Here is a 24,992-nt window from a genome sequence, read left to right on the forward strand (position 1 = left end):
AAAAGACCATGACTACGACAATGGACAGCAAAAGCACCAAACGGTGGCTAATCGTATTAGGTACAGTAATTATGCAAATGGGCCTAGGTACCATCTATACATGGAGTTTATTTAATGCGCATCTGGTAACAAAATTTGGCTGGGAGCTTAACTCTGTTTCGATTACTTTTTCTATAACGAGCTTTGCACTCGCTTTCGCGACCTTGTTCGCAGGGAAGTTGCAGGATCGTTTCGGGCTTCGCCGTTTGACTGCTACTGCTGGGATTGTGCTCGGACTAGGATTGATTCTTAGCTCCCAAGCCAATTCACTCTTCATGTTCTATTTATTGGTTGGGGTGATCGTTGGTTTTGCGGATGGGACAGCTTATATCACTTCATTATCTAATTTAATTAAATGGTTTCCGAATAATAAAGGTTTAATCTCCGGCGTGTCCGTTGGTGCTTATGGAACGGGGAGTTTGATCTTTAAATATATTAACGGCGGGTTGATTGACTCAGTGGGTGTGTCTAATACATTTATGTATTGGGGTTTGATTGTTATGGGCATGATTGTAATCGGTTCCTTGCTCGTAAGAGAAGCTCCGGTTCAAGCGGCCCCAGCACCAGCGGGTTCAACGACAGCTACAGTAATGAGTTCACCGAAAGACTATACGGTCAAAGAAATGCTGCGGACAAAAGAAGCTTATCTGCTATTTATCATCTTTTTCACCGCTTGTATGTGTGGTCTGTATTTGATCGGTATTGTAAAAGATATCGGCGTGCAGCTGGCTGGACTTGATGTACAGACAGCAGCTAGTGCGGTGGCTATGATTGCGATCTTTAATACAGCGGGACGTTTAATTCTGGGTGCTTTATCTGACAAAATGAGTCGCTTGAAGCTGGTAGGCGCATCGCTTGCTGTAACTGCGGCGGCTATGCTGACCCTCAGCTACGCGACCCTGAATTTCGGACTTTTCTTCACTTGTGTAGCAGCCATTGCGTTCTGCTTTGGCGGGAATATCACGGTGTTCCCCGCCATTGTCAGCGACTTCTTCGGACTGAAAAATCACAGTAAGAACTACGGAATCGTTTACCAAGGTTTTGGTATTGGTGCCCTTTCCGGTTCGTTTATCGCCGTCTTCCTAGGCGGATTTAAACCAACCTTTGTTATCTTTGGCCTCTTGTGCCTGCTGGCCTGCATCATCGCGGTTTCCCTGAAACCGCCAGTGGCGAAGTCGAAAGAGAAAAAAGCGCTGCGTCTCAAAGCAACGGAACGTACGGCTTAAGATGTAATTGAAGCTAGAACCAGGCAGTGATTCTCCCGTTAGTGGAGAATCGCTGCCTGGTTTTTTTGATTTGTGGTGGCTTGCTGAGCTGTGACTTGTTTGGGCGGATTATCTTCAATTGGGAGAAGGAGTTTTGCTGGGATCTGAGAAGTAACTGCATTCTGTGCAACTATTCCGTATGAAATAGTGAATCTTCGGATTTTAGTTGTATTCTGTACAACTAAAAACTCGAGATGTAGCTTATAGGCGAAAAAACCAAGGAAATAGTTGCACCAAATACAGCTATATCTAATGGTGTCGTGATGCGTGAAAAAATAGTTGTATGAAATACAGTTAAATGTGATTACCCTTGCACCAGCACCAGCACCAGCACCAGCACCAGCACCAGCACCAGCACCAGCACCAGCACCAGCACCAGCACCAGCACCAGCACCAGCACCAGCACCAGCACCAGCACCAGCACCTACATCACTACGAGCACCTACACCAGTACCTGCATCTATCCCAACATGTGTGTGATTGCACCATCGCTTTTGCTATCCCTTTCCCTTCGTCTCTCTTTTGCGTCTAAACATTGCCTCTGTTACTGCTCAATATAGTTACTTAGAGGGTAGATAGATTTGTCGGACGCACAGCGGATTTTTTGTAACTAGGTAAGCAAGTACATCAATAGGAAAATGTGGTTGAAGCAGTGTTGGATATGACCTGGTTCTTGCGGAACTCGGATGGGGACATCCCGCTAAGTTTATTGAATATGCGGTTGAACTGGGAGAAGCTGTTGAATCCGCATTGCCCGGCGATCTCGGAAATCTTCAGGCGGGTGTAGATCAGCAATTGCTGGGCATTACGGACCCGGGTCATCTGAATATATTCTGTCAGCGTGGAGCCGGTAATTAACTTAAATTGGTGTGATAAGTAATAGGAGCTGATAAAGAACTCTTTAGCGAGGAAATCAAGGGACAACTCGCTGTTGTAATGGCTATGGATGTATGCGGTGATCGAGTAGATTTTTTGCATAATGGCATTTCCAATCTCCTCTGGGACATAGCTGTTCTGGTCTCTACGCTGGTATAAAGCACAGAGGAACTGTTGGAAAAGGCTGTGAATCAGTACTGGATTTAACGGTGAAGTGCTGTGTGATAAGGTGAAGATAGCGTTAAGAGGATCAAATACGGCTTTGCGCAACTCTTTTGGCAAACGGTAGATCGGTATTTCTTCCCAAAATGAGAGAAACATACTTTTGTAAGCGTTCTCTAAACCGGGTATATCCTTGGGCATGGCGAAGTTTATGATCAGCCGCTTAAACGGCGGCCCTTCCGGATATTGTGTCTTATGCAACCGATAAGGACGCAGAAGCACGATGTCATACTGCTGGAGGGCGCAGACATTCCCATCGATAATATGAGTGGCTCGGGAATCCATTAAGATATGAATCTCGTAAAAATCATGAAAATGCTGAAACTCCATATTGATATCGTGAGAACGCTGGTCATAATCAAAATAATAAAAAAGGGGATCAACGGGCGTGTTGATACGTACGCTATACCCTTGTTCGTACAGTAAGTCGTTTTCAAGCAAATGCTCTCACCGCCTTATTCTGTAATATGCACTTATTATAGGTTCAGAAAAGCAAGATTTGCAATATATGAGGGTTATTACAGCAAATATAAAGTAGTTTTTGTATGGAATGGTTTGATATATTACGGGGGAATGGAACTACCCAACATGAGGGAAGACCCAAAATGGCAGGTGAAGGGGCGGAAAACAGATGAACAACAGCCGGATTAGTAAAGTTGAGATCATTGAAAAGCTGAACCGCGTGACGGATAAGCTGCTGAAGCTGGAGCGGCCGGAAAACGAAGCCGAACTGCAAAATTTAGGGGAGGATGCGGGACGACGGGGGTATTTTGCCCGTGATTTTGGCATGGAGGAATGGGATTGGCCGCAGGGAGTGGGGCTTTACGGACTTCAAAAGCTTGAGCAGCATTTCAAGGATGAGCGTTATCAAGAATATGCCAAGCTTTGGATGAGCAAGCAACTGGGCAAGGGACTGCCGAGCCGGAATATCAATACAACAGCACCGTTGCTGTCATTAATGGAACTGAAGGAAGCGGAGGAATTAAGCCTGGAATGGGTGCAGTGGTTGATGCATGGCCTGCCGCGGACGGAGGAGTCTGGTTATCAGCATGTCACAACAGGAGCGAGCAAGGATGAGGTTACGCTCAATGATAATGAAATCTGGATTGATACGTTATTTATGGCTATTTTGTTCACGGCAAAAATGGGTGTGAAATACGATAATTCCGCATGGCGGCAAGCGTCGCTTTACCAACTGCTGCTGCATATCAAATACCTTTATGATAAAAAGACGGGGCTTTTTTTTCATGGCTGGCATTTTGGCGGCCGGCATAATTTCAGTGAAGCCTTCTGGTGCCGGGGCAATAGCTGGTTTACACTCGGTCTGCCTGAATACCTGGAGTTGATGGGGCCGTATCTGGACAGTGGAGTGTTTGAATATCTTCAACAGATCCTGAACGCACAGGCAACAGCTTTATTAGCCTGCCAGAGCGGAGGCGGATTATGGCATACGCTGCTGGACGACTCTAGCAGTTATACTGAAACGTCAGGCTCAGCAGCTATCGCAGCGGGTATTTTGCATAGCGTACGCAGGGGGTTGTTGCCGGAATCGTATGCAGATCATGCCCTGAAAGCGATCCGGGCGGTGCTGGACAGAATTGACGATGAAGGCACGGTGCTTGGTGTATCCGGCGGCACTCCGATTGGTGCTGCAAAAGAAGATTATAAGGAAATCATTATTGCCCCTATGGCCTACGGGCAGGCCATAGTTTTAGTCGCACTAGGTGAAGCGTTACATTACTGTTGAGGAGGAGTAGATAGCTAAGGAGAGAGTTAAAAAAGCTGGAGAAATATTTGCTTGTAACTTCACTTGTGCTTGGAGTATACTATTTTCGGGATGGTTAAGCGCTTACCTTGAAGGAGGATAAGCAAACATGGTAAATCCGATCGTAGTTGGCATTATTGGGGCAGGCAGAATTGGCCGGCTTCATGCAGATAATCTGCGTGTGATGCCGTCGTTTAAGTTGAAATCCATTGCGGAGGCTGTGGTAAGTGAGGAATTGCTGGTCTGGGCAGAGAGCCGGAATCTTGGCTCTGCATTTGTGAATGGGCAAGACATTCTGAATGACCCTGAGATCGAGGCTGTGTTTATCTGCACATCTACGGATACCCACGCCTCTTGGATTGAGCTAGCGGCCCGGGCTGGAAAACATATTTTCTGTGAAAAGCCGATCAGCCTGTCGTCAGAGTTTACCCACCAGGCACTGAAGATAGTGGAGGATGAGGGTGTATTGCTACAGGTCGGATTCAACCGGCGAATGGACCCTAGCTTCCGCAAACTTAAGCAACTGGTTCAATCAGGAGAACTAGGCAGTCCACATATTGTGAAGATCACATCACGTGATCCGCAGCCTCCGGGTGAGGCTTATGTGCGGTCTTCCGGCGGGATGTTTATGGATATGACGATTCACGATTTTGATATGGCCCGTTATCTGATGGGTGAGGAAGTAACAGAAGTTTATACCCGAGGTGCCAATCTCGTTGATCCGATGTTTGGGCGCTGCGATGATGTGGATACAGCTGTCATCACGCTGACCTTTGCCAGTGGCGCAATCTGCGTCATTGATAACAGCCGTAAGGCTGTATATGGTTATGATCAACGCGTGGAGGTGTTCGGTTCCTGCGGCTCAGCCACCGCCGATAACTGCCGTCCAACAACTGTAGAAGTTTCAACCGCTGCTTCGGTCACACGCGATCAACCGCTTCATTTCTTTCTCGAGCGGTATAACCAGGCTTTCGTGGAAGAGGTTGCCGCATTTGCCCGGGCAATCCGCCTGCAGGAGCCTATCATTTGCAGCGGGCTTGACGGGCAACAGGCGGAACGGATTGCCGAAGCCGCTAAGGAATCCTATCTTACCGGGCTTCCGGTCAAGTTGTCTTCTTGTGCCGGAGAGGGAATATCGGCAACACAAGCTTTGTAAGCGGATGCAGATGCTGAAGGAAGATGGGGGAGGTCTGTGAAGATGTCCAATCTAATCATAAAAGCCGGAGCACCCGGCAAAGATGGACTTGTAGCGGCAGTTAGCAAGGAGAGCGCTGGATGGGAGTATGTAGGTTTTGAAGTGTACCAGCTGCAGGTTGGGGATACGCTGAGCCGCAGCGCGGAAGGGAATGAAATCTGTCTGGTGCTGCTGGCGGGCAAGGCGGATGTGAGAGCAGGCGCCCAGTTGTTCGCCGGGATCGGTGAACGTATGTCTGTATTTGAGGATTTGCCGCCGTATGCGGTGTATATTCCGGCGGGAGGGCATTATGAAGTTACGGCCTTGACGGAGCTGGAACTTGCGGTTTGCCTTGCACCAGGAACGGGCAAATATGCGCCGCGTTTGATCGCTCCGTGCGATACTGTGGCCGAAGCCCGCGGTTCTGGCAGTATGTCACGGCGAGTGGTCAACATTTTGCCTGAGCAGAGTGAAGCCGAGAGCCTGCTGGTCGTGGAAGTACGTACGGGTGGCGGCAATTGGTCCAGCTATCCTCCGCACAAGCATGACTGTGACAATCTACCTGCTGAGTCTTACCTGGAAGAGACATACTACCACCGGGTTAACCCGGCTCATGGTTTTGTAGTGCAGCGGGTGTATAATGACGATCGCAGCCTTGATGAGACGATGGCCGTGTCTGACCGCAGTATTGTATTGGTTCCGGAGGGCTATCATCCTGTATCGGCTCCGCCGGGTTATGATTCTTATTATCTCAATGTGATGGCAGGTCCGGTCCGCACATGGGTTTTTCATAATGATCCGGAACATGAATGGCTGTTCGAGATGCAGCAACACCAGAAGGATAAGAAGAAATAGTGTAGCAGCACGCACGAAAAGGGGGCTTCCGCAAGGCGGAGGCTCCTTCTTTGTGTCGATGTATTGACCAAATGATCGCCACAGTAACAGAGTCTCTTGCACCGCTGAATAGACACTGTCAGAAGAGTTCCTTATAATCTAGGTATAGGATTGTACGAACGTAAAGGCGGGCTCACTAACGATGAAACCTACGATATATGATGTGGCACGGGAAGCGGGAGTCTCCATCGCTACGGTGTCCAAGGTGTTGAACAAGAACGGGAGAATTAGCGATAAGACACGGGAGAAGGTTCATCGGATTATGGAGGAGCTGAATTACCAGCCGAGTCTGGTGGCCTCTGCGCTGACGAGTCGCCGAACGGGAACGATCGGGCTGATGATTCCCGATATTTCCAACCCTTTTTTTGCTGAGGCGGCCCGAGGTATTGAGGATTATGCCCAGGAGCAGGGAAGCGACTTGATTGTATGCAGTACAGACCGGGATGATGAGAAGGCGGCCCGGTATATCTCACTGCTCCTGCGCAAACGGGTGGACGGTATAATCATTGCTTCTCATACAGGGAATCCGGATATGGTCCGCCGCCTGCTGGCTGATCACGTACCGCTTGTGTTATTTTCGGCTGATATCCGGATGATGGAGAGCAACAGCGTCACGGTGGATGACTATAAGGGAGGCTATCAGGCGACAGAATATCTGTTGTCGTTGGGCCATCGCAGGCTCGGCATTATCTCTGACAATTTACCGGGGAGTAAGCTGCGCGTGGAAGGCTTTATGGATGCGCTCAAGGCAGCGGGTGTTGGCTTTGACAATCCGGCTAATCTCACGCATACTTCAGCCACGCTGGAGAACGGCCGCAAAGCGGCTGCCGCGATGCTGGCTCAGGCGCAGGAAGACCGGCCGACCGCCATATTCGCCTGCAACGATCTGCTCGCGATTGGGATATTGAAGGAGGCGCGCAGCGCAGGCTTGTCAATACCCCGTGATCTGTCCGTGGTGGGTTTTGACAATACAATGCTGGCTGAAATTTGCCATCCCACCTTGACCAGCATTGCTCAGCCTCTGCGTGAGATGACGGAACAGGCGATGATTCTGCTGAACGAATCTATCGACAATCCCGATAGTCCTAAGCGCAAGATCATGCTGATGCCGGAACTGATAGTCCGCCATTCCACCGGACCGGCACCGCATTAGGAAGACACAAACTCTACAAACGGAGTAAGAACGCCGACTCCTATCTGAAGACCTGTACCTCGCTTAGCGGCGAGGGACAGGTCTTTTCTTTGTTTTTTTCTGGTACATGGGTTCAGTTCCCAACTTCGTTTAAGTTCAGGATTGCCAAACTCCAATTTCTAAACTATACTAATGGAAATTAGGTTAAGCGCTTAACCCATCCCCCGATGATTGTTGTATCTCATTAATCCATTTTACTGAAGTTTTCTCAAGGAGGCGTCATAATGAACGGTTTACAGTTCGATCCTGCACGACCGCTGGATTTAATCGCTGTCGGTCGGCTCTGTATTGACTTGAACGCTAATGAAACCGGAAGACCAATGGAAGAGACACTGACGTTTACCAAATATGTCGGCGGTTCTCCCGCCAATATCGTAATTGGGGCAGCGCGGCTAGGGATGCGCACTGGCTTTATCGGTAAGATTTCCGATGATCAGATGGGCCGTTTTATCCGAACTTATCTGCAAAGGAATGGCATTGACGATAGCCAGGTGAGTGTTGACCAGACTGGTGCAGTGACTGGGCTTGCTTTTACTGAAATAAAGAGTCCTCAGGAGTGCAGCATTCTGATGTACCGGGATCATGTGGCTGATTTGCTGCTGAGTACGGAGGAGATCTCGGAAGAGTATATTCGGAAGTCCAAGGCACTGCTGATCTCAGGTACTGCACTGGCACAAAGTCCGTCCCGTGAGGCTGTGTTTGTCGCTTTGGAGTTCGCCCGCAAGCACAATGTCACTGTATTTTTTGATCTGGATTATCGCCCCTATACTTGGAAGTCAGCCGCAGAAACAGCGGTCTATTATAATCTGGCAGCTGAGAAATGCGATTGTATCATTGGTACCCGTGAGGAATTTAATATGATGGAGAGCCTGTACAATGTGACAGATGCAGATGACGAAGCAACAGTTAACCGCTGGTTCTCGCACCAAGCAAAGCTGGTCGTTATCAAGCGTGGCGGGAGTGGTTCAATCTCCTACACGGCGGATGGGCAGAAGCATCGGAGTGGTATTTTTCCCGCTAAAGTATTGAAGACATTTGGAGCCGGAGATTCTTACGCCTCAGCCTTCATTCACAGTCTAATGCGGGGAGAAAGCGTCGGTGAGGCCATGCGCCGCGGCAGCGCGTCGGCATCCATTGTCATCTCCCGCCACAGCTGTTCGGATGCCATGCCAACCTTGGATGAATTGGAAGCGTTTTTATTGTCTAACGAGGAAATCACTTCAGGTGCAGAGTAAGTAGGCAGAGGTTGGAGAGGACACAACTCAAACAACCCCAGATCGAATAGCTATGCAAGATTAGATTAGATTAGATTAGATTCGCGGGATCGCATTAATAGAGATGAAGGAGTGAGTAGAATGGCACAGCAAACCGTGCAAGTGCTGAACAACTATATTGACGGGCAGTGGGTTGAGGCGGCTGCGGAGAAGACAGAAACGGTATACAATCCAGCGTCTGGTGAGGAGATGGCAAGGGTTCCGCTGTCCAGCAGAGTCGATGTTGATCGGGCAGTGGCGGCGGCAAAGGCGGCTTTTGCAGGCTGGTCCAAGACACCGGTGCCGCGCAGAGCGCGGATCTTGTTCAAATATCAGCAGCTGCTGGTGGACCATTGGGATGAACTGGCGAAGACGATCACGCTGGAGAATGGAAAAAGCTTCAAAGAGGCCTACGGAGAGGTGCAGCGCGGCATTGAGTGTGTGGAATTTGCGGCAGGTGCGCCGACGCTGATGATGGGCCGGCAGTTGCCCGACATCGCGACAGGCATCGAGTCTGGGATGTATCGCTATCCCATCGGTGTAGTCGGCGGGATCACACCGTTTAATTTTCCAATGATGGTGCCTTGCTGGATGTTCCCGTTGGCCATCGCCTGTGGGAATACCTTTGTGCTGAAGCCCTCCGAACGCACACCGCTGCTGGCAGCACGTTTGGTCGAATTGTTAGAGGAAGCCGGGCTTCCGAAAGGTGTGCTCAATCTGGTTAACGGTGCGCATGAGGTGGTAAACGGCCTGCTGGAGCATCCTGATGTGAAGGCGATTTCCTTCGTTGGCTCACAGCCGGTGGCCGAATATGTCTACAAGAAGGGAACGGCGTGTTTGAAGCGGGTTCAGGCATTGGCAGGGGCGAAAAATCATTCTATTGTGTTGGCAGACGCGAACCTTGAGGCTTCAGCAACACAGATTGTCAACGCAGCCTTCGGCTCGGCGGGAGAGCGCTGTATGGCTTGCTCCGTGGTAACGGTGCAGGAAGAGGTTGCTGATGAGCTGATCTCCATCCTCCTGCGTGAATGTGAGCAGATGAACATCGGCGATGGTTTGGACGACGACACGTTTCTTGGGCCGGTTATCCGCCAAAGTCATAAAGACAAAACGGTCGCTTATATTGAACAAGGCATGGCCGAGGGCGCTAAGTTGCTAAGAGACGGCCGGGCGGATGCTGCGGTGCAGGGACAGGGTTATTTTATCGGCCCAACGTTGTTTGATGGAGTGACCCGGGAAATGAAAATATGGCAGGAGGAAATTTTCGCGCCTGTCCTGGCAGTGATCCGTGTCAAGGATGTAGAAGAGGCGATTGAAATTGCCAATACCTCTCGTTTTGCCAACGGGGCTTGTATTTTTACGAATGACGGCGGGAAAGTGCGCTATTTCCGGGAAAATATCGAGTCAGGCATGTTGGGTGTCAATGTCGGAGTGCCAGCCCCGATGGCCTTTTTCCCTTTCTCCGGCTGGAAGGATTCCTTCTATGGCGATCTGCATGCGAATGGAAGCGACGGGGTTGAATTTTATACACGCAAAAAAGTCGTCACTGCCCGCTGGCAGTAACAAAAACGGCGAAAGGGAGGTTTCACGTGGATACGATTAGATTAACGACGGCGCAGGCGCTGGTGAAATTTCTGAACCAGCAATATGTGAACTTTGGCAATAGACCGGAGCGTTTTGTACACGGTATATTCACCGTTTTCGGCCATGGCAATGTACTTGGACTGGGGCAGGCACTTCAGGAAGCGCCGGGTGAGATGACGGTCTATCAGGGGAGGAATGAGCAAGGAATGGTGCATGCGGCGACTGCCTTTGCCAAGCAGAGCCGCAGACGGCGAATCATGGCCTGCACCGCTTCGGTAGGACCGGGTTCAGCTAATATGCTGACAGCCGCTGCCACTGCGACGGCGAATCAGATTCCCGTGCTGCTGCTCCCCGGCGATACCTTTGCCACCCGTCAACCGGATCCGGTACTTCAGCAAATGGAGCATACCTACAATCTGTCGATAACGGTCAACGATGCCTTCAAAGCGGTGAGCAAATATTGGGACCGGATTTATCGGCCAGAGCAGCTGATGACAGCATTGCTGAACGCGATGCGTGTGCTGACTGATCAGGCAGATACCGGGGCAGTCACGATTGCGCTGCCGCAGGATGTGCAAGGGGAGGCCTGGGACTATCCACTTGAGTTCTTCCGCAAGCGCATCCATCGGATCGTTTCCCGTACTCCGCATCCGGATGAGCTTGCTGCAGCAGCTGATCTTATTGCCAGCAAACAGCGACCTCTGCTGGTCTGTGGGGGTGGAGTCCGGTATGCGGATGCAGGAATGGAATTACGTGCGTTTGCGGAGAAGTTCGCCATCCCATTCGGTGAGACACAAGCCGGAAAAAGTGCCGTGGCAAGCGACTGTGCCTACAATCTCGGTGGCATAGGAGTTACCGGGAATGGCTGTGCTAATACGTTGGCCGCAGAAGCGGATCTGGTGATCGGTGTGGGTACCCGGTTTACGGACTTCACGACAGGTTCGAAGAGTTTGTTCGCCCATCCCGAGGTGGAGTTCCTGACAATTAACGCTTCCCTTTACCATGCCTCCAAGCTGGATGCACTGGCTGTGGTCTGTGATGCTGCCGAAGGTCTTAGAGCGCTGTCTGCTACGTTGGAGGAGCGCGGTTACCGCACCGCTTATACAGATGAAATTGTAGTGGCAAAAAAGGCATGGGAAGTGGAAAGAAAGCGTCTATCTGACGTGGAGTATACGGTGAATCAGGAGGCAGATCGTCCAGATCTTTCTTCAGTTTCCTTCATGCCGGAAGTTGCCGGACATCTTGACGAGAAGCTATCTGAATATGCGGCGAAGTTGAACACTTCGCTGGCGCAAACACAGGTACTCGGGATCCTCAATGAATATCTTCCGAAAGACGCCATTGTGATAGGAGCCGCAGGCAGCTTACCGGGCGACATGCAGCGGATGTGGAATTCCACTGTGCCGGATACTTACCATATGGAATATGGCTTTTCGTGTATGGGGTATGAAATCTCCGGTGCACTCGGTGTGAAATTGGCGGAGCCGGACCGGGAGGTATATGCATTGGTGGGCGATGGCAGCTATCAAATGCTGCATTCGGAACTAGTGACGAGCCTTCAGGAGAACAAGAAGATCAACGTCATTCTGTTGGATAACATGGGGTTCGGCTGTATCAACAACCTGCAGATGGAGCAAGGACTGGATAGCATGGCGACTGAATTCCGCTACCGGGGCCCGGAAGGTCAGCTGAGCGGCGAACTGATAAGCATAGATTATGCAGCAAGTGCCGCGGGATATGGAGTGAAGACCTTCCGTGCGTCAACGGCTGAGCAGCTGCGTGACGCTTTGAGGGAGGCTCTGCTGCAGGATCGTTCCACCCTAATTGACATTAAGGTGCTGCCCAAGACAATGACACATGGTTACGGAGCCTGGTGGAATGTTGGTGTTCCAGAAGTGTCCGGCAGTGAAGCCGTTCGGGCTGCCTACGAGCAGAAGCTTGAACAGCTTGGAAAGGCCCGCAGTTATTAGTATTAGTAATACTGTGAAACGGAAGGGGTAGAATCGAGGATGTTCAAAGAACATGCGGTCAAGCTGGCGATTGCTCCTATCGCTTGGACTAATGATGATATGCCTGAACTGGGAAAAGACAATACCTTTGAACAGTGCATTAGCGAAATGGCGCTTGCCGGGTTTCAGGGAAGCGAGGTGGGCAACAAATATCCACGCTCTCCGGAACGGCTGCGCCGGGCACTTGAGCTTCGTGGACTTGAGATTGCCAGCGCTTGGTTCAGCGCGTATCTGACTATGCGGCCATATGAGGAGACAGTGGAGGCTTTTTGCGCGCATCGTGATTTTTTATATGAGATGGGTGCGAAGGTGATTGTCGTCTCAGAGCAAGGACGGAGTATTCAGGGACAAATGGATACGCCGCTGTTTGCTAATAAACCTGTATTCACAGAAGCGGAGTGGGCCGCACTTGCCGATGGACTGGGTGGGCTTGGCCGGCTGGCTGCTGAAAAAGGTATGGAGCTTGTATACCATCATCATATGGGGACAGGGGTGCAGACTGGGGCCGAAATTGCTAAGCTAATGGAGCTCACGGAACCGGAAGAGGTGTCTCTGCTGTTCGATACCGGTCATCTAGCTTTTGCCGGTGAGAATCCCTTAGAGGTGTTGCGCATCCACTTACCTCGGATTAAACATGTCCATTTAAAGGATATACGTCCGGAGGTTGTTCAGCGTGTGCTGCGTGATCAGCTCAGTTTTCTCCAGGCTGTAAAAGCGGGCGCATTCACCGTACCTGGCGATGGATGTATATCCTTTGCGGAGATTTTCAGCGAATTGGCAAGTTACTCTTATACGGGATGGTTTGTAGTGGAAGCGGAGCAGGATCCGGCACTTGCCGATCCGCTGGAATATGCGATCAAGGCGCGCCGTTATATCAGAGATCTGAGTGGTTTATAGGCCGAGGAGGGCTACAACTTGGTGCTTGGCGGCTGCTCGGACAGATTTATATGCGGGGGTTCACGGCTATGGCTGTGCGCACCTCGCCTTTTTAGTGAGCAGGTGTAAAATACGAATGGCTTCGTTGGTCGGGCTCATGTTGTATGTGTTATAATGGCAGCAAATTAGGCGGAAGAGTTTCCATTTCCATGATGGTGCAGCCAAATATCTATGAACTACTCGTGCATTAACGGCTGAACCGTGGCCGGGTATCCTAACGGTTGTACAGAGGGGGTTATCTATTGTTCCGTTCCTGGTATCGCCGATTGCTGCTGTCCTATTTTCCTATTTTTTTGCTTACTGTGACGATACTGATTTTTGCCTCTTTTGTATTTATTAATGATATTTCACGAATGGAAACCAAAAAAGCGGACCGTATCACCGCCAGCTATCTTATGGATAATGTGGACCGAACGATCAAGGAAGCTGAACTGTCAGTGCTGGAGGCTGCTGAACGCAGCGATGCTTATAAACGTTATTTTAACAATCAAGGCCAGATTGATATGGCGACTGTCTACGCTGTTGCCCAGAATCTACGCAACCTGACGCGTGAATCGCCCTATATTCAGTCCATCTATCTTTATGACAAGAGAAATGAAAGCGTTTTAACAGAAACTGGATTAAAGGATCTTTCAGGATTTGTAGACGAGGATTGGATTGGCCGCATCACCTCCGGCTCTTTATCGGAAGGCTGGCAGCCTGTTAGGGAATACAAAGATGAATTTCAGCGTACGTCTATACGTGTGCTTACCATAAATAAAGGTATGCCGCTGCCCTTCGGCTCGGAGGGAGTGCTCGTAATTAATCTCAAAATGAGCGGAATGGAACAGATCGTTGACGGTATGGTCAATGAACAGTTGTCCTTTCTGACCATATTTGGCGCAGATGGACAGGTGGTCTATCAGGCGCATTCGGACAGTGAAGGTGCCAAGAATGGGAAGCAGTTGAACACTTTATATATGGAAAGGCTTGGCTGGACGTTTACCAGCGGGATCAAAACGGGCAGTCTATTCAGCTGGGTGTCAGTGATTTCTTACCTTTGGGTAGCTATTGCCTTAGGTACGGTTGTGTGCGCGATTTTTTACCTGATCTATGTTACGCGGCGGAACTATAAGCCAATTCAGGTGATTATGAACCGGATTGAAGGTCATCAAATTCGCAAGCTGGACCAATCCAGCGACAGACCGGACGAAATGATGCTCATTGACGGAGTGCTGGAAGATCTAATCAACCATATGACGGATTATGATAAGAAAAGCAGAGAGAATTTGCTGTTACAGCGCAGCAAGCTTTTCAACGATCTCTTGCAAAGCGAGCGGTTGGACAATGTCGTTCAGCGGATGGAAGAGCTGTCGCCGCTCTCCGGAGCTCATTCCACAACCCGCTTTATGGTTGTGCTAAGCGAAATCAACCGCTACGACAAGGTTTTTCAAGATCGGTATACAAGGGGAGATCAGAACACGCTTAAATTTGCCCTGATGAATGTCTTTCAAGAATTGGCGCGGAGTGCGGAATTGCAAGCTTGGGCGGAGTGGATAGGGACTGACCGGGCGGCAATTCTCTTCCTGACCACAGGAAGTGATGAAGAGATGGCAGAGAAAATCCGTGTGTTCGCTGAGGACTGCCGCACCTGGGTGGAGCAGAACTTGCGCCTCTCCTTAAGCTTCGCTATCGGGCCAGTGGCGGCTGGGCCAGGGGAGATCCGGGATTCCTATGCGGCAGCGGAGAATGTGATGCAGCACAAGCTTTTAATGCACGAAGACATCGCTTTAACGGAATTTGGAGAAACGCGCCAGCCGCTTCTTGAGACATTCAAGTATCTACAAATGATTGCCGAGTTTGTTAAGCAGTTCCGGATGTCGAGCGGCCAATGGCGGGAACTGCTGGAAGGTGTTTTTGATGGTTTTAAACAGGATTATTTACAAGATGATGATATTCGCTCTCTAATTCAGGCCATGCTACAGATGCTGAGCCGGGAAGTGGCTGTCATGTCTGAGCAGCTGCAGGATGAGCTGTCAGCAGAAAATGCGGAGAAGCAGCTGAAGCGGCTGGAAGAGGCAGAATCCATAGATGAAATGAAGGGGATTTTGTTTGAGTATTTGACTGATTTATTCCGCACTTATGTTTCTGTCAGTGAAACTAAAAGCTACCGGGCGATGGTAACCGAGATGAAGAATTATATTGAAGAGAATTTTACAAATCCCGATCTTTCCCTAAAGCATTTGAGCGACCGGTTTCAGGTATCCGGCAAATATGCCAGCTATCTATTTAAAACAGAATTTAAAATGAAATTTGTTGATTTTCTTACAGAGCTACGCATGAAGGAAGCCGAAAAGCTTTTAGTGGAAACGGAATGTTCGCTGCAGGATATCGCACTTCAGGTGGGGTATGCGAATGCAATTACATTCGGCAGGGTATTCAAACGAGTATTAGGAATCACGCCGGGTGACTACCGTTCTTTAAAGCGCGGGCGCGGGACCTCCAGACTATAGGCTGCCGACTTTATTAATCTAATAGCATGTGAACAATAGTTTTTATAACCGCATCTGTGCACGCTAACCTCTATGATGAGGGCGCGAACACCGATGCGGTCTTTATTTTCACACTTTTGAAAGCGGTTTATTCTACGAAAATGGTTGTATGGATAAACCGGAAGTCCAATTTTGCTGGGATATGAGCATCCGAAAGAGGTTTATTGTCAGACTGCCGGAATTCATGAAATACTGTGGGCATCCAGAACAACAAGCGACCCAGTAGCACGGCAGTAAAAAGCATCACGTGATATGGATTCCGCTGGGGATGGATAGAGTTAAGGCTAGGGGATCATAAATACACCATTAAAGCCTGCAAGGGCGAAGGGGATGGAAAAATGACAGTGAACGTACATCAAGGAGTTCTGAAGAAAGCAATCGGGATCGGATTAACCGCAATAATGGGCGTTTCTCTGCTAGCAGGCTGTTCCAATGATTCTAAAAACAACACAGCATCCGAGGGTGCCCCAGCCGGCGAAAGTGCCAAGCGCGTTACATTAAAGGTGGAAGTGTTTGACCGCGGCAACAGCCCAGCCCCTCATACCATTACCAATAACTACTTAACTAAACTAGTGCAGGAAAAGTTCGGAGATCCGAATAACATTGATGTAGAATTTGTACCTATCCAGCGTTCTGAGGAAGTTACCAAGCTGAATGTTTTGATGGCGAGCAATACGGATGTGCCCGATATCGTATTTACGTATGATTCCAGTGTGTTTTATCGGTATGCCCAGCAAGGTGGCTTGACTGATGTCGGAGAAATTCTCGATGAATATGGCCCGAATCTGAAAAAGTTTATTGGCGAGGATACGCTGGCGTTCGGCCAGCTTGAAGGCCAGCAGTATGCGATCCCTGGTAAACGGGCGATCACAGGCCGTTATAGCTCCTACATCCGTCAGGATTGGTTAGATAAATTAGGACTGCCTGTGCCAACGACGACCGATGAGCTGTACACTACTTTGAAAGCGTTTAAAGAAAAGGATCCGGGCAATCTCGGCAGCAAAAACATCCCGATGGGCATGGCACTGGCACCAGCCCAATTCGAGACGTTGATTTTCTCTTTCATGAAGCCGATCAGCGGCGATCTGACCTACAGCCAACGTTATGAGCTGCCGCTGCATGAGGGCTTTAAGGATGCCCTGCAATTTCTTAATAAGCTCTACAATGAAGGGATGATCAGTAAGGACTTCAGTCTGGACGAGGATAAAACACAGTTGGCCAAGGATATCCAGAACGGCAATGTAGGCTACTGGTCGGAGGATGTGGATGTCTTGTTCTATGCCGATGGTACCCTGGATAATCTCTACAAAAATGTAGAGGGAAGCAAGGTGCTGCCGGTAGACGTCTTAACCAACGCCAACGTTGATAACAAGCACATTAAATCCCGGTATGCCTCCAACGGCATGTACATCATGATTCCGAAGAGTAGTAAACGCGCCGTGGAAGCCGTTAAGTATCTCGATTGGATGGCTTCGGATAATAATCTAATTGCTATCCAAAATGGCGTTGAAGGTGAAAACTACGACCTGGTAGACGGTATTCCAGTGGCCAAAACAGATGTTTCCCAGGAGTTCGCCGATCGTCTATTTAATGCTGGCGACATGGCCATTATCTCCAACGGCAAAAACATCGGTGATCAGGCCACTAATGAAAAAGCATGGGCGCTGGGCTTTCCGGAACGTAACCGGGAGATGCTGACTCAATCTATCGCTATCGCCAACGCTGACACGGTGGGGCCGCTCGTCTTCGGCAAGCCGATAGAAGCGGAATCGCAATATGGCACAACGCTCAAAGATAAGCTCAACGTAATTATTGTAAAGACGGCAATGGCCAAACCAGAGCAGTTTGAAGCGGTTTACGAGCAGGAAATGAAAGATTACATGACTTTGGGCGGAACCAAGCTGAAAGAGGAACTGGAGAAGTCGTTTAAGGAACTTTCGGCTCAATAAACAAATATATAGTGAAAACCGGGGGGAGATGGTGCTGCGCTCCACCCGGTTTTTCTCCTTAGGAGGAAAACGACTTGAGCAAAGCGACATACTTTAGACGGTATTGGCAATTGTACGCGCTGCTTTCGCTGCCTATTATTTATTTCCTGATCTTCCGCTATGGTCCGATGTATGGTGTGCAGATTGCTTTTAAGGATTTCAATTTGTTTCAGGGGATTGGAGGCAGCGAATGGATTGGCTTTGATGCGTTCCGCGAGGTTTTTGGAATGAGAGAGTTCTACACCACCTTGCGCAATACCTTTATGCTGAATTTTCTGGATTTACTTGTCTCTTTTCCGGCTCCGATTATCCTGGCGATTATGCTGTTCGAAATTCGTTCGGTGTGGTTCAAGAAAATATCGCAGACGATTTTGTATATCCCCCACTTTATTTCCTGGGTGATCATCGGGGGGATCGTATATCAATTGTTCGGCAACCAGTCCGGTATGGTGAACGGTGTGCTGGAGAGCTTAGGCCTTACTCCCATCCCGTTTCTGACTGAAAAAAATCCGTGGCTGATCACTTATTTATTCACAGGCGTCTGGCAAAGTGCCGGTTGGGGGACTATCCTTTATCTGGCGGCGTTAACCGGTGTCAACCGAGAGCTGTTTGAAGCTGCTGAAGTGGATGGAGCGACAAGGCTGAAGAAAATCCGCTACATTACGCTTCCTAGCATAAAACCAACCATCGTGACGCTGCTTATCCTCAATCTGGGAAAGATGGTCAGCATCGGCTTTGACCGCCCTTACATTATCGGTAACACTGCTGTGCGTGAGTATTCTGATGTGCTCAGTACCTTTGTGTACCGGGTGGGTCTAGAATCCGGACAATATACGTTGGCTACTGTAGTCGGATTGTTCCAGGCCGTGGTGGGACTGGTGTTTATTTTTGGCTCCAACTATATTTCGAAAAAAGTGACCGGAGACGGTATTTTATGATAAAGAAAGAAGGAGGCGGAGTGCTATGAGTGAACGTACCTCAAACCGGATATTCGATATCGTCAATATAATGTTTGTTGCCTTGTTCGTTTTGTTCTGCTTGGCTCCGTTTTTGCATGTGATTGCCGTGTCGCTTAGTTCCAACCGGGCAATTACTTCTGGAGAAGTAACGATTTTCCCCATTGAATTGAACTGGAATGCATACGTTAATGTTTTTTCCAATAATGCGATGATCCGCTCTCTTGTCTTTACGGTTATTCTGACGTTTGCCACAACGGTGCTGTGTATGCTTTTCACTGTCGCAGCAGCTTATCCGCTGACCAAAAGAAAATTGAAGGGCCGTAAATTTTTTATGTATCTGATCGTTATCACTATGTTTTTCAGCGGCGGTATTATTCCTGAATATTTGTTGATCCGTGATTTGCATTTGATTAATTCGGTCTGGTCGCTTATCCTGCCAGGTCTGGTCAGCCCCTTTAACCTGATTATCCTGATCTCCTTTTTCAATAACATCCCTGCCAGCCTGGAGGAATCGGCCGAAATCGATGGCAGTTCCCATCTTCGTACCCTGATGAGTATTATATTGCCGCTATCCATGCCGGTTATGGCCACATTGGCGCTTTTCTACGCAGTGGGAAGGTGGAACGGCTTTCAGGATTCTTTGATGTATATCAATAATCCGGATTTGTATCCGCTCCAGCTCAAGCTGTTCCAGATGGTACAGAACAACATGGTATCCGAACTGACACAAATGGAAGGTGCCAACCGGACCCCACTGACACCAGAGAGCCTAAAAGCGGCCACCGTTATCTTTGCAACAGTACCGATCCTTGCCGTATATCCATGGCTGCAGAAATATTTTGTCAGCGGTGTAATGCTTGGTGCCGTAAAAGGTTGAACCGTAAGCTGTAACAAGGGAGGAGAACATAATTATGGAGGACAAAGGCATATTTTCGTTCTCAACTTGCTGGAACATTAAGCGCCACACTGCCGGTGACGCCATGTTGCGGGAAATCCGCGATCTGGGCTTTCAGCGAGTGGAGCTGAACTATAATGTGACTAAGGAAATGCTGGAAACGATCGAGCCGATGCTTGAGCGGGGGGAGATGGGGATCTCCAGTGTCCACAACACCTTCCCGCATGTGCAGGACTCCGATTATGGCACAGATTCCGTGCTGCTAGGTTTTGAGGATGAGGAGAAGCGGCAGCGGGCGATTGAGCTGCTGATTGGCTCGGCTAAGTACGCTCAGCGTTACGGAGGAGAAGCTGTTGTTGTGCATCCCGGTGAGGTACCCTTTCCAAATGATATCAGCAAAGAGCTGGAGCAGATTTATAACGGAGAGGGTAGAGATTCTAACGCTTATCGCAGCAAATGGGCGGAACTGATGGAGCGGCGGGAAGCCTATAGCGCCGGCTATGAGCAGAAAATTATTGAAAGCCTAGATGAAGTATGTAACCGGGCAGTTTCTGAGGGGCTAAACGTACGCTTTGGTATCGAAACACGTTCCAAACCGCAGCAGATTCCGACGCTTGCGGAAGCCAAAACGATTATTAAGGCGCTAAAAGGAGCGCCTGTGGGCATATGGTATGACACCGGGCATGCCATTATGATGGACCGTTTGGGTTTGTACGACAGTGTGGGGGAAATGGAAGGTCTGATGGATGATATTGTAGGTGTTCACATTCATGAGACCATCGGTCTGTCTGATCACTGGTGCCCTTATGTAAACAGCGGGAATATGGAATTCTATGATGCTTATCTGCCGATGATTGAACGGGCGCGGGTCAAGGTGTATGAGCTGAAGGCAGCTTGCCAGCCGGAAGAAATTGCTGAAAGTCATCGGCTGCTTATGGCCAAGTTGGCGCGTAGAGGGCAGGTCTGATGTTGAACGATGAAGACCGTAGGTTAGCTATGAAGTATGCTCCGCGCTTATTATTCGATCAGAACGAGCCATTTTTTCCGGTACGTCTCGGTATAACGGTGTTGCGGCAGGAGGAGGAGTCTCCTTCCTTCCGGCGCCGTCTAGCTGTGAACCATCCGGATGTGTTGACCGTTGTAGAATACGCGATTTATTACGATTATGATATTCAGCATTTATATGATCTGGAGCATGTGTGGGTTTATATCGGTAGAGACGGGGAAGTGGTGGATGCCGAAGCGAGCTTTCACGGGAAATTCCTTAAAGCGCTGCTGCGCGGGGGCAGCAATCTAAGCGGGACACGGGTAGATCTATATGTCCAACCCGGCAAGCATGCTCTTGCCCCGTTCCCTGAAGTCTTTGAGCTGTTACCGGGATTCGCATCCAGTACACAGGATGGAGCAGGTGCGGAGGGTCTGATTTATGGCGACTTTTTTCACGGCATTCTGGCGTCCGATGGAGAAACTGACTGTCTTGTCCACCGTTATCTGCAAACCTGCCGGTTCACGCCTTCCCTGTCCTATTCGTGCTGGGAATATGCGGACCGGGAGGAATTGTTCGTTTCTTGGAATCAACTGTTCACGGAAATTCCTGACCGTATCCGACAAGAGCTGGCGCGGCTTCAGCTCCTGTTACCACCCAGACATTGAGCAGATTGTTAACATGGAGGGAAGTATAATGTACAAGCAACTGGTAGCCAGTAATGATAGAGCGGCAGTGGAGGGATTATCCCGGCAGGTGCTTGATCCGACGAGCCGCTATTATGGAGGGACAATAGATCCGGGTACTGGCGTTGCCTGGGTTAATCATACGACCGGCACACCAACCGATATGTGTTATTGGGGAGCGGCTCTGGTTAACCCGGATTCCGCATTCTACCGTGATGAGCTGCTGCTGGCCCGCCTGCTGCTGGCGACGGAGTTCGTGCTGCGTGCACAACATGAGGATGGCTCGATCTCTCCGGGCTGGACGAACTATCATTCTCCCCCGGATACAGCCTTTGTCATCGTCGGCTATGCTCAGCTATACCAACTGTTGGCGTCGCAGGATTGGGCGCCACTGCAACAGGTGCTTGATAATATGCTCTTGTTTCTTAAGCGAACTATTCCCGTCATGCTTACAGGGGGCTGTCACACGCCGAATCACCGTTGGGTATTGTGTGCAGCACTGGGGTTTCTGCATGAACTGTTCGGACTGGAGGAGGCTGTCCAACGGGCGGATCAGTGGTTGGCGGAAGGGATGGATATTACACCTGATGGAGAATGGACGGAGCGCAGCAACGGTATTTATAGTGCGGTCAGCGACATCATGCTGATTCATGCCGCTCGTCTGCTGGATCGGCCGCAGTTGCTGGAGCCAGTTCGTCTGAATTTACACATGATGGTCTATTTGGTGCATCCTAAGGGCGAAGTTGTGACCGATTATTCTGGGCGCCAGGATCTGGGGAGCTTTCACGACCTGTCTCCATATTATTTACCGTACGCTATTCTGGCCCGTTCCGATAAGGAGCCATTGTTTGCGGGGATGGCCGAATGGGCAGGCAGAGCACTGGAAAATCCGGGGGTCTGCTCTGTCAACGTACTTGTACGTATGCTGCTGGAGCCGGAGCTTCAGCAACCTTTTGAAGATTCGGCAGCTCTGCCTGTAAAATATGAGAAAATACTGAACGGCGATTTTCCGCGACACGGCTATCTGCAGGATATGGAGAAGTCCGGCCATCAAGGGCGAATTTACCACAGCCGGCTGCATACTGATTTCGGAGCACCGGTTGCGCGTTACAGGGACGGGAACACTAGCGTGACCTTAATCACGGAGACGCCGTCTTTTTTTGCACTCCGTCACGGTGCCGTCAGGCTGCTTGCAGTGCAACTGGCTTCTTACTTTAATCCGGGATATGTCCCGATGCAGAAAATGATCAAACTACCTGACGGATACCACCTGTCAGGAGAACAAAAGAAGGGTTATTACGGTCCTGTAGAAGGTGAACTGCTTCCGCAAACATCTGGGGAGCCAGTAAGCCCTTGGTATCTGCTACCGCATCAGAGCCGCGCACTTACGCATGAACAGACATTCCGCGTGGAGACGGAGGTTCAACGCACGGACAGAGGGTGGACCCTCCGGTTGCATGCTGAGGAACCTACAGAGGTTATGACACAGCTGTCTTTTATTTTTGGACGGGAAGGATGTTTCACATCGGGTGAATTGCAGGCTGTCGGAGAGGACCATTATCTCTGGAACGGCGGTAACCTCCGCTATAGTTGTGAAGAGGACTGGATTGAACTGACAGGGGGCGAGCTTGGCCATCTGGCGGCTACGGTGCGTGAGGCGAAGCTACAGGATAACTGCAAGGCGGTGTTGGTCAATTTTATGACCCCGTTCGATAAGACGATTACGATCACTCTATCTCCTTCCATGATAAGAGAGTAACCTTTGCAACAATTTACAATTTAGCAGACGTTGACGTTACACCTCAGTCTTAGAGTAATAAGCCTTATTAAAAAACCTTCCATTAGAAGCAAACCTGGAGTTATCAGGTCTAATGGGAGGTTTTGTTATGCATCTGCTAAGCATAGACTCACCAGATTTTAACCGTGCATAATGGTATAAGTAAGAAATCCGGGGGCACCAGCCGTCAGAAATTCAAACATTCTCCGAAGCCGTGACTGTCAGCTTTTATAAAATTTCCTTTAGTTTGGTTTACATAGGCACTTTTTTCGGTGGTCAAGTGTTATAGAGATATAAAGGTTAAGGAGGTGCTTACATCGCCACAGGATTCGCTAGACTCGACAGAGTTGGAAGAGCTAATCGTTAGGATTCAAAAGGGAGATTCCGAGCAGTATGCTTTAATTGTCAGGTCATTCCAAAAGCCGATCTATCGATATTGCTATCGTTTGTTAGAAAACAAGCAGGATGCGGAGGACGCGGTTCAGGATATTTTGGTAAAGGGTTATCAATCTATCCGGCAATACAAATCGCAAATGCATTTCTCGGCATGGCTCTATCGTATCGCATATCATCATTGCTTAAATCTGCTGCGCAGGCGTCGTCTGCATAAGCAAGTCATGCGTATTTTTCGTCCGGAAGTACTGTCTGCAAGTCCTGAACAGGAGCTGGATGCTCGGTTGTACAGTCCTTCATTGTCTGCAGCTTTAGCGCGATTGTCGCTTGAGGAGAGAAACATACTTATTCTGCGGGTGTTTGAGGAACAAACTTATGCTGAGATAAGTGAGATTCTAGGGGTCAGTCCCAATGCGCTAACTAAAAGAATGAATCGGATCAAGCTAAAGGTTCAGGAAGCTATGAAGTCAGAGGAGGAGATCATATGGAAAGAAACAAAATCAGCAATGAATACCAAGATATAATTTATGCCTCGGCGGGCAATGAACTTTTGGATGAGGTAGATGTAGAAGATAAGGTCATGGGGCGTATTACTGGCATAACAGGTCGAAAGCGATCGTTCTCGCTGAGGGTGATGAATAAAACAACGGCAGTGGCCAGTATGTTAACGCTGTTTCTGCTGATTTCTGTGACTGCGTATGCTGCGTCTGAATATATCCAAATCCGCAATAGTGAAGGAGTAGTGAAGGTCCAACATGTTGCGCCGACTGAATCTGCAGAAAGGGCTTCTTATGATAAATATGCGCAGCAAGCAGAAGAGTTCGCTAAACCGGGTGAATTGATCGCCTATCTTGTGAAAAATAAAGCAGGTGCAGCAGGCTTGGCGACAGAATTGCAGTTTAAGTATAAAGAGCAGCGGATAGATGCGTATTCTGATTTTTTAAAAGAAATCAAAAGAACAGGGGCGCCAATGCTTCCCGAAACGGCAGCGGGGTACGCTTTTAAATATGGTGTAATCCATCCTAATTCTCCGACTACGGATACAGCTAAGGGAAGTTCTCTGTATAAGGAAACATTAAATGATCTTACTGCTCAGGCAAATAAGGATAAGGGGACCCGCAATTTGTTTATGAAGGCTATACCGTGGTCCGAGCCAGGGGGGCTAAGTGTAACTTATTCGAAGAACAATGCTTTTATAGGGATCTCAGCAACGCTCATGCATGGGGGCAAGGTTTTCGTGGAACAAACGCCTGAGAATCAAGCTAATAAGCTCACAGTTGCAGGGACAGAAGTTATCTATAACAAGGTAGTAAGGGAAGAAGTCAGCTATGATTATCTGAACTGGTATAACGAGAAGCAGGATGCGTATTATACACTCACCAGCTATGGAGATAAGATTTTGACCCAGGAGCAATTTTTACAGCTGGCTGAGGAGCTATTGAAGTAGAGTTTTGAAGTTTGAGGTTTGAGGTTTGAGTTTTGAAGTTTGAGGTTTGAAGTTTGAAGTTTGAAGTTTGAAGTTTGAAGTTTGAAGTTTGAGGTTTGAGGTTTGAAGTTTGAGGTTTGAGG

The 24,992-nt window shown here is 49.1% G+C and carries 19 protein-coding genes; 18 read left to right on the forward strand and 1 reads right to left on the reverse strand.

Annotated elements, in window-relative coordinates:
- Positions 1 to 8: 8 nt before the first annotated feature.
- Entirely contained in the window at positions 9 to 1,265 is a 1,257-nt protein-coding gene (locus tag NST25_RS01785; RefSeq protein WP_139329935.1) for an OFA family MFS transporter, read from the forward strand.
- Between the two features lie 666 nt (positions 1,266 to 1,931).
- Here NST25_RS01785 and NST25_RS01790 read toward each other — a convergent pair.
- Complete coding sequence (locus NST25_RS01790; protein WP_340393239.1) at positions 1,932 to 2,843, reverse strand: AraC family transcriptional regulator; 912 nt, start codon at positions 2,841 to 2,843, stop codon at positions 1,932 to 1,934.
- Positions 2,844 to 3,033: 190 nt separating this feature from the next.
- On the opposite strand from NST25_RS01790, the gene NST25_RS01795 reads away from it, so the two are divergent.
- From NST25_RS01795 to NST25_RS01875, 17 genes are all read left to right on the forward strand, one after another.
- A complete protein-coding gene (locus NST25_RS01795) occupies positions 3,034 to 4,149 on the forward strand; it encodes a glycoside hydrolase family 88 protein (protein WP_339189235.1) in 1,116 nt (371 codons plus the stop codon).
- A gap of 127 nt (positions 4,150 to 4,276) precedes the next feature.
- Entirely contained in the window at positions 4,277 to 5,323 is a 1,047-nt protein-coding gene (iolG, locus tag NST25_RS01800) for an inositol 2-dehydrogenase (protein WP_340393240.1), read from the forward strand.
- A gap of 42 nt (positions 5,324 to 5,365) precedes the next feature.
- Positions 5,366 to 6,196, forward strand: a complete 831-nt coding sequence (gene iolB, locus NST25_RS01805; RefSeq protein ID WP_076219003.1) for a 5-deoxy-glucuronate isomerase — start codon at positions 5,366 to 5,368, stop codon at positions 6,194 to 6,196.
- A 181-nt stretch (positions 6,197 to 6,377) separates the two neighbouring features.
- On the forward strand, positions 6,378 to 7,388 hold the full coding sequence (locus NST25_RS01810; RefSeq protein ID WP_076185622.1) for a LacI family DNA-binding transcriptional regulator: 1,011 nt from the start codon (positions 6,378 to 6,380) through the stop codon (positions 7,386 to 7,388).
- 263 nt (positions 7,389 to 7,651) lie between these two features.
- Positions 7,652 to 8,662: a 5-dehydro-2-deoxygluconokinase gene (gene iolC / locus NST25_RS01815; protein WP_076306531.1), complete on the forward strand. Its 1,011-nt coding sequence runs from the start codon at positions 7,652 to 7,654 to the stop codon at positions 8,660 to 8,662.
- A 120-nt stretch (positions 8,663 to 8,782) separates the two neighbouring features.
- Complete coding sequence (locus NST25_RS01820; protein ID WP_339189239.1) at positions 8,783 to 10,243, forward strand: CoA-acylating methylmalonate-semialdehyde dehydrogenase; 1,461 nt, start codon at positions 8,783 to 8,785, stop codon at positions 10,241 to 10,243.
- A 26-nt stretch (positions 10,244 to 10,269) separates the two neighbouring features.
- The gene (gene iolD, locus NST25_RS01825; protein ID WP_339189241.1) at positions 10,270 to 12,234 is read left to right on the forward strand and encodes a 3D-(3,5/4)-trihydroxycyclohexane-1,2-dione acylhydrolase (decyclizing); all 1,965 of its coding nucleotides are present in this window, start codon (positions 10,270 to 10,272) and stop codon (positions 12,232 to 12,234) included.
- A 39-nt stretch (positions 12,235 to 12,273) separates the two neighbouring features.
- Entirely contained in the window at positions 12,274 to 13,170 is an 897-nt protein-coding gene (gene iolE, locus NST25_RS01830; RefSeq protein WP_339189243.1) for a myo-inosose-2 dehydratase, read from the forward strand.
- Between the two features lie 281 nt (positions 13,171 to 13,451).
- The gene (locus NST25_RS01835; protein WP_076124660.1) at positions 13,452 to 15,701 is read left to right on the forward strand and encodes a helix-turn-helix domain-containing protein; all 2,250 of its coding nucleotides are present in this window, start codon (positions 13,452 to 13,454) and stop codon (positions 15,699 to 15,701) included.
- A gap of 377 nt (positions 15,702 to 16,078) precedes the next feature.
- On the forward strand, positions 16,079 to 17,689 hold the full coding sequence (locus NST25_RS01840) for an extracellular solute-binding protein (protein ID WP_340011823.1): 1,611 nt from the start codon (positions 16,079 to 16,081) through the stop codon (positions 17,687 to 17,689).
- A 74-nt stretch (positions 17,690 to 17,763) separates the two neighbouring features.
- Entirely contained in the window at positions 17,764 to 18,666 is a 903-nt protein-coding gene (locus NST25_RS01845; RefSeq protein ID WP_038568353.1) for an ABC transporter permease subunit, read from the forward strand.
- A gap of 25 nt (positions 18,667 to 18,691) precedes the next feature.
- Positions 18,692 to 19,564 (forward strand): carbohydrate ABC transporter permease, encoded by an 873-nt coding sequence (locus tag NST25_RS01850; RefSeq protein ID WP_340393241.1) that lies wholly within the window; start codon positions 18,692 to 18,694, stop codon positions 19,562 to 19,564.
- A 34-nt stretch (positions 19,565 to 19,598) separates the two neighbouring features.
- A complete protein-coding gene (locus tag NST25_RS01855) occupies positions 19,599 to 20,549 on the forward strand; it encodes a TIM barrel protein (protein ID WP_340393242.1) in 951 nt (316 codons plus the stop codon).
- Complete coding sequence (locus NST25_RS01860) at positions 20,549 to 21,235, forward strand: hypothetical protein (protein WP_339189252.1); 687 nt, start codon at positions 20,549 to 20,551, stop codon at positions 21,233 to 21,235. The genes NST25_RS01855 and NST25_RS01860 overlap by 1 nt, the downstream gene beginning before the upstream one ends.
- Positions 21,236 to 21,263: 28 nt before the next feature.
- On the forward strand, positions 21,264 to 23,012 hold the full coding sequence (locus NST25_RS01865) for a hypothetical protein (protein WP_340033887.1): 1,749 nt from the start codon (positions 21,264 to 21,266) through the stop codon (positions 23,010 to 23,012).
- A gap of 326 nt (positions 23,013 to 23,338) precedes the next feature.
- On the forward strand, positions 23,339 to 23,947 hold the full coding sequence (locus tag NST25_RS01870; RefSeq protein WP_076282348.1) for an RNA polymerase sigma factor: 609 nt from the start codon (positions 23,339 to 23,341) through the stop codon (positions 23,945 to 23,947).
- Positions 23,908 to 24,870: a hypothetical protein gene (locus NST25_RS01875; protein ID WP_076124650.1), complete on the forward strand. Its 963-nt coding sequence runs from the start codon at positions 23,908 to 23,910 to the stop codon at positions 24,868 to 24,870. The genes NST25_RS01870 and NST25_RS01875 overlap by 40 nt, the downstream gene beginning before the upstream one ends.
- Positions 24,871 to 24,992: the final 122 nt, after the last annotated feature.

The sequence above is a fragment of the Paenibacillus sp. FSL E2-0190 genome, assembly GCF_037992965.1.
Classification (GTDB): domain Bacteria; phylum Bacillota; class Bacilli; order Paenibacillales; family Paenibacillaceae; genus Paenibacillus_AQ; species Paenibacillus_AQ odorifer.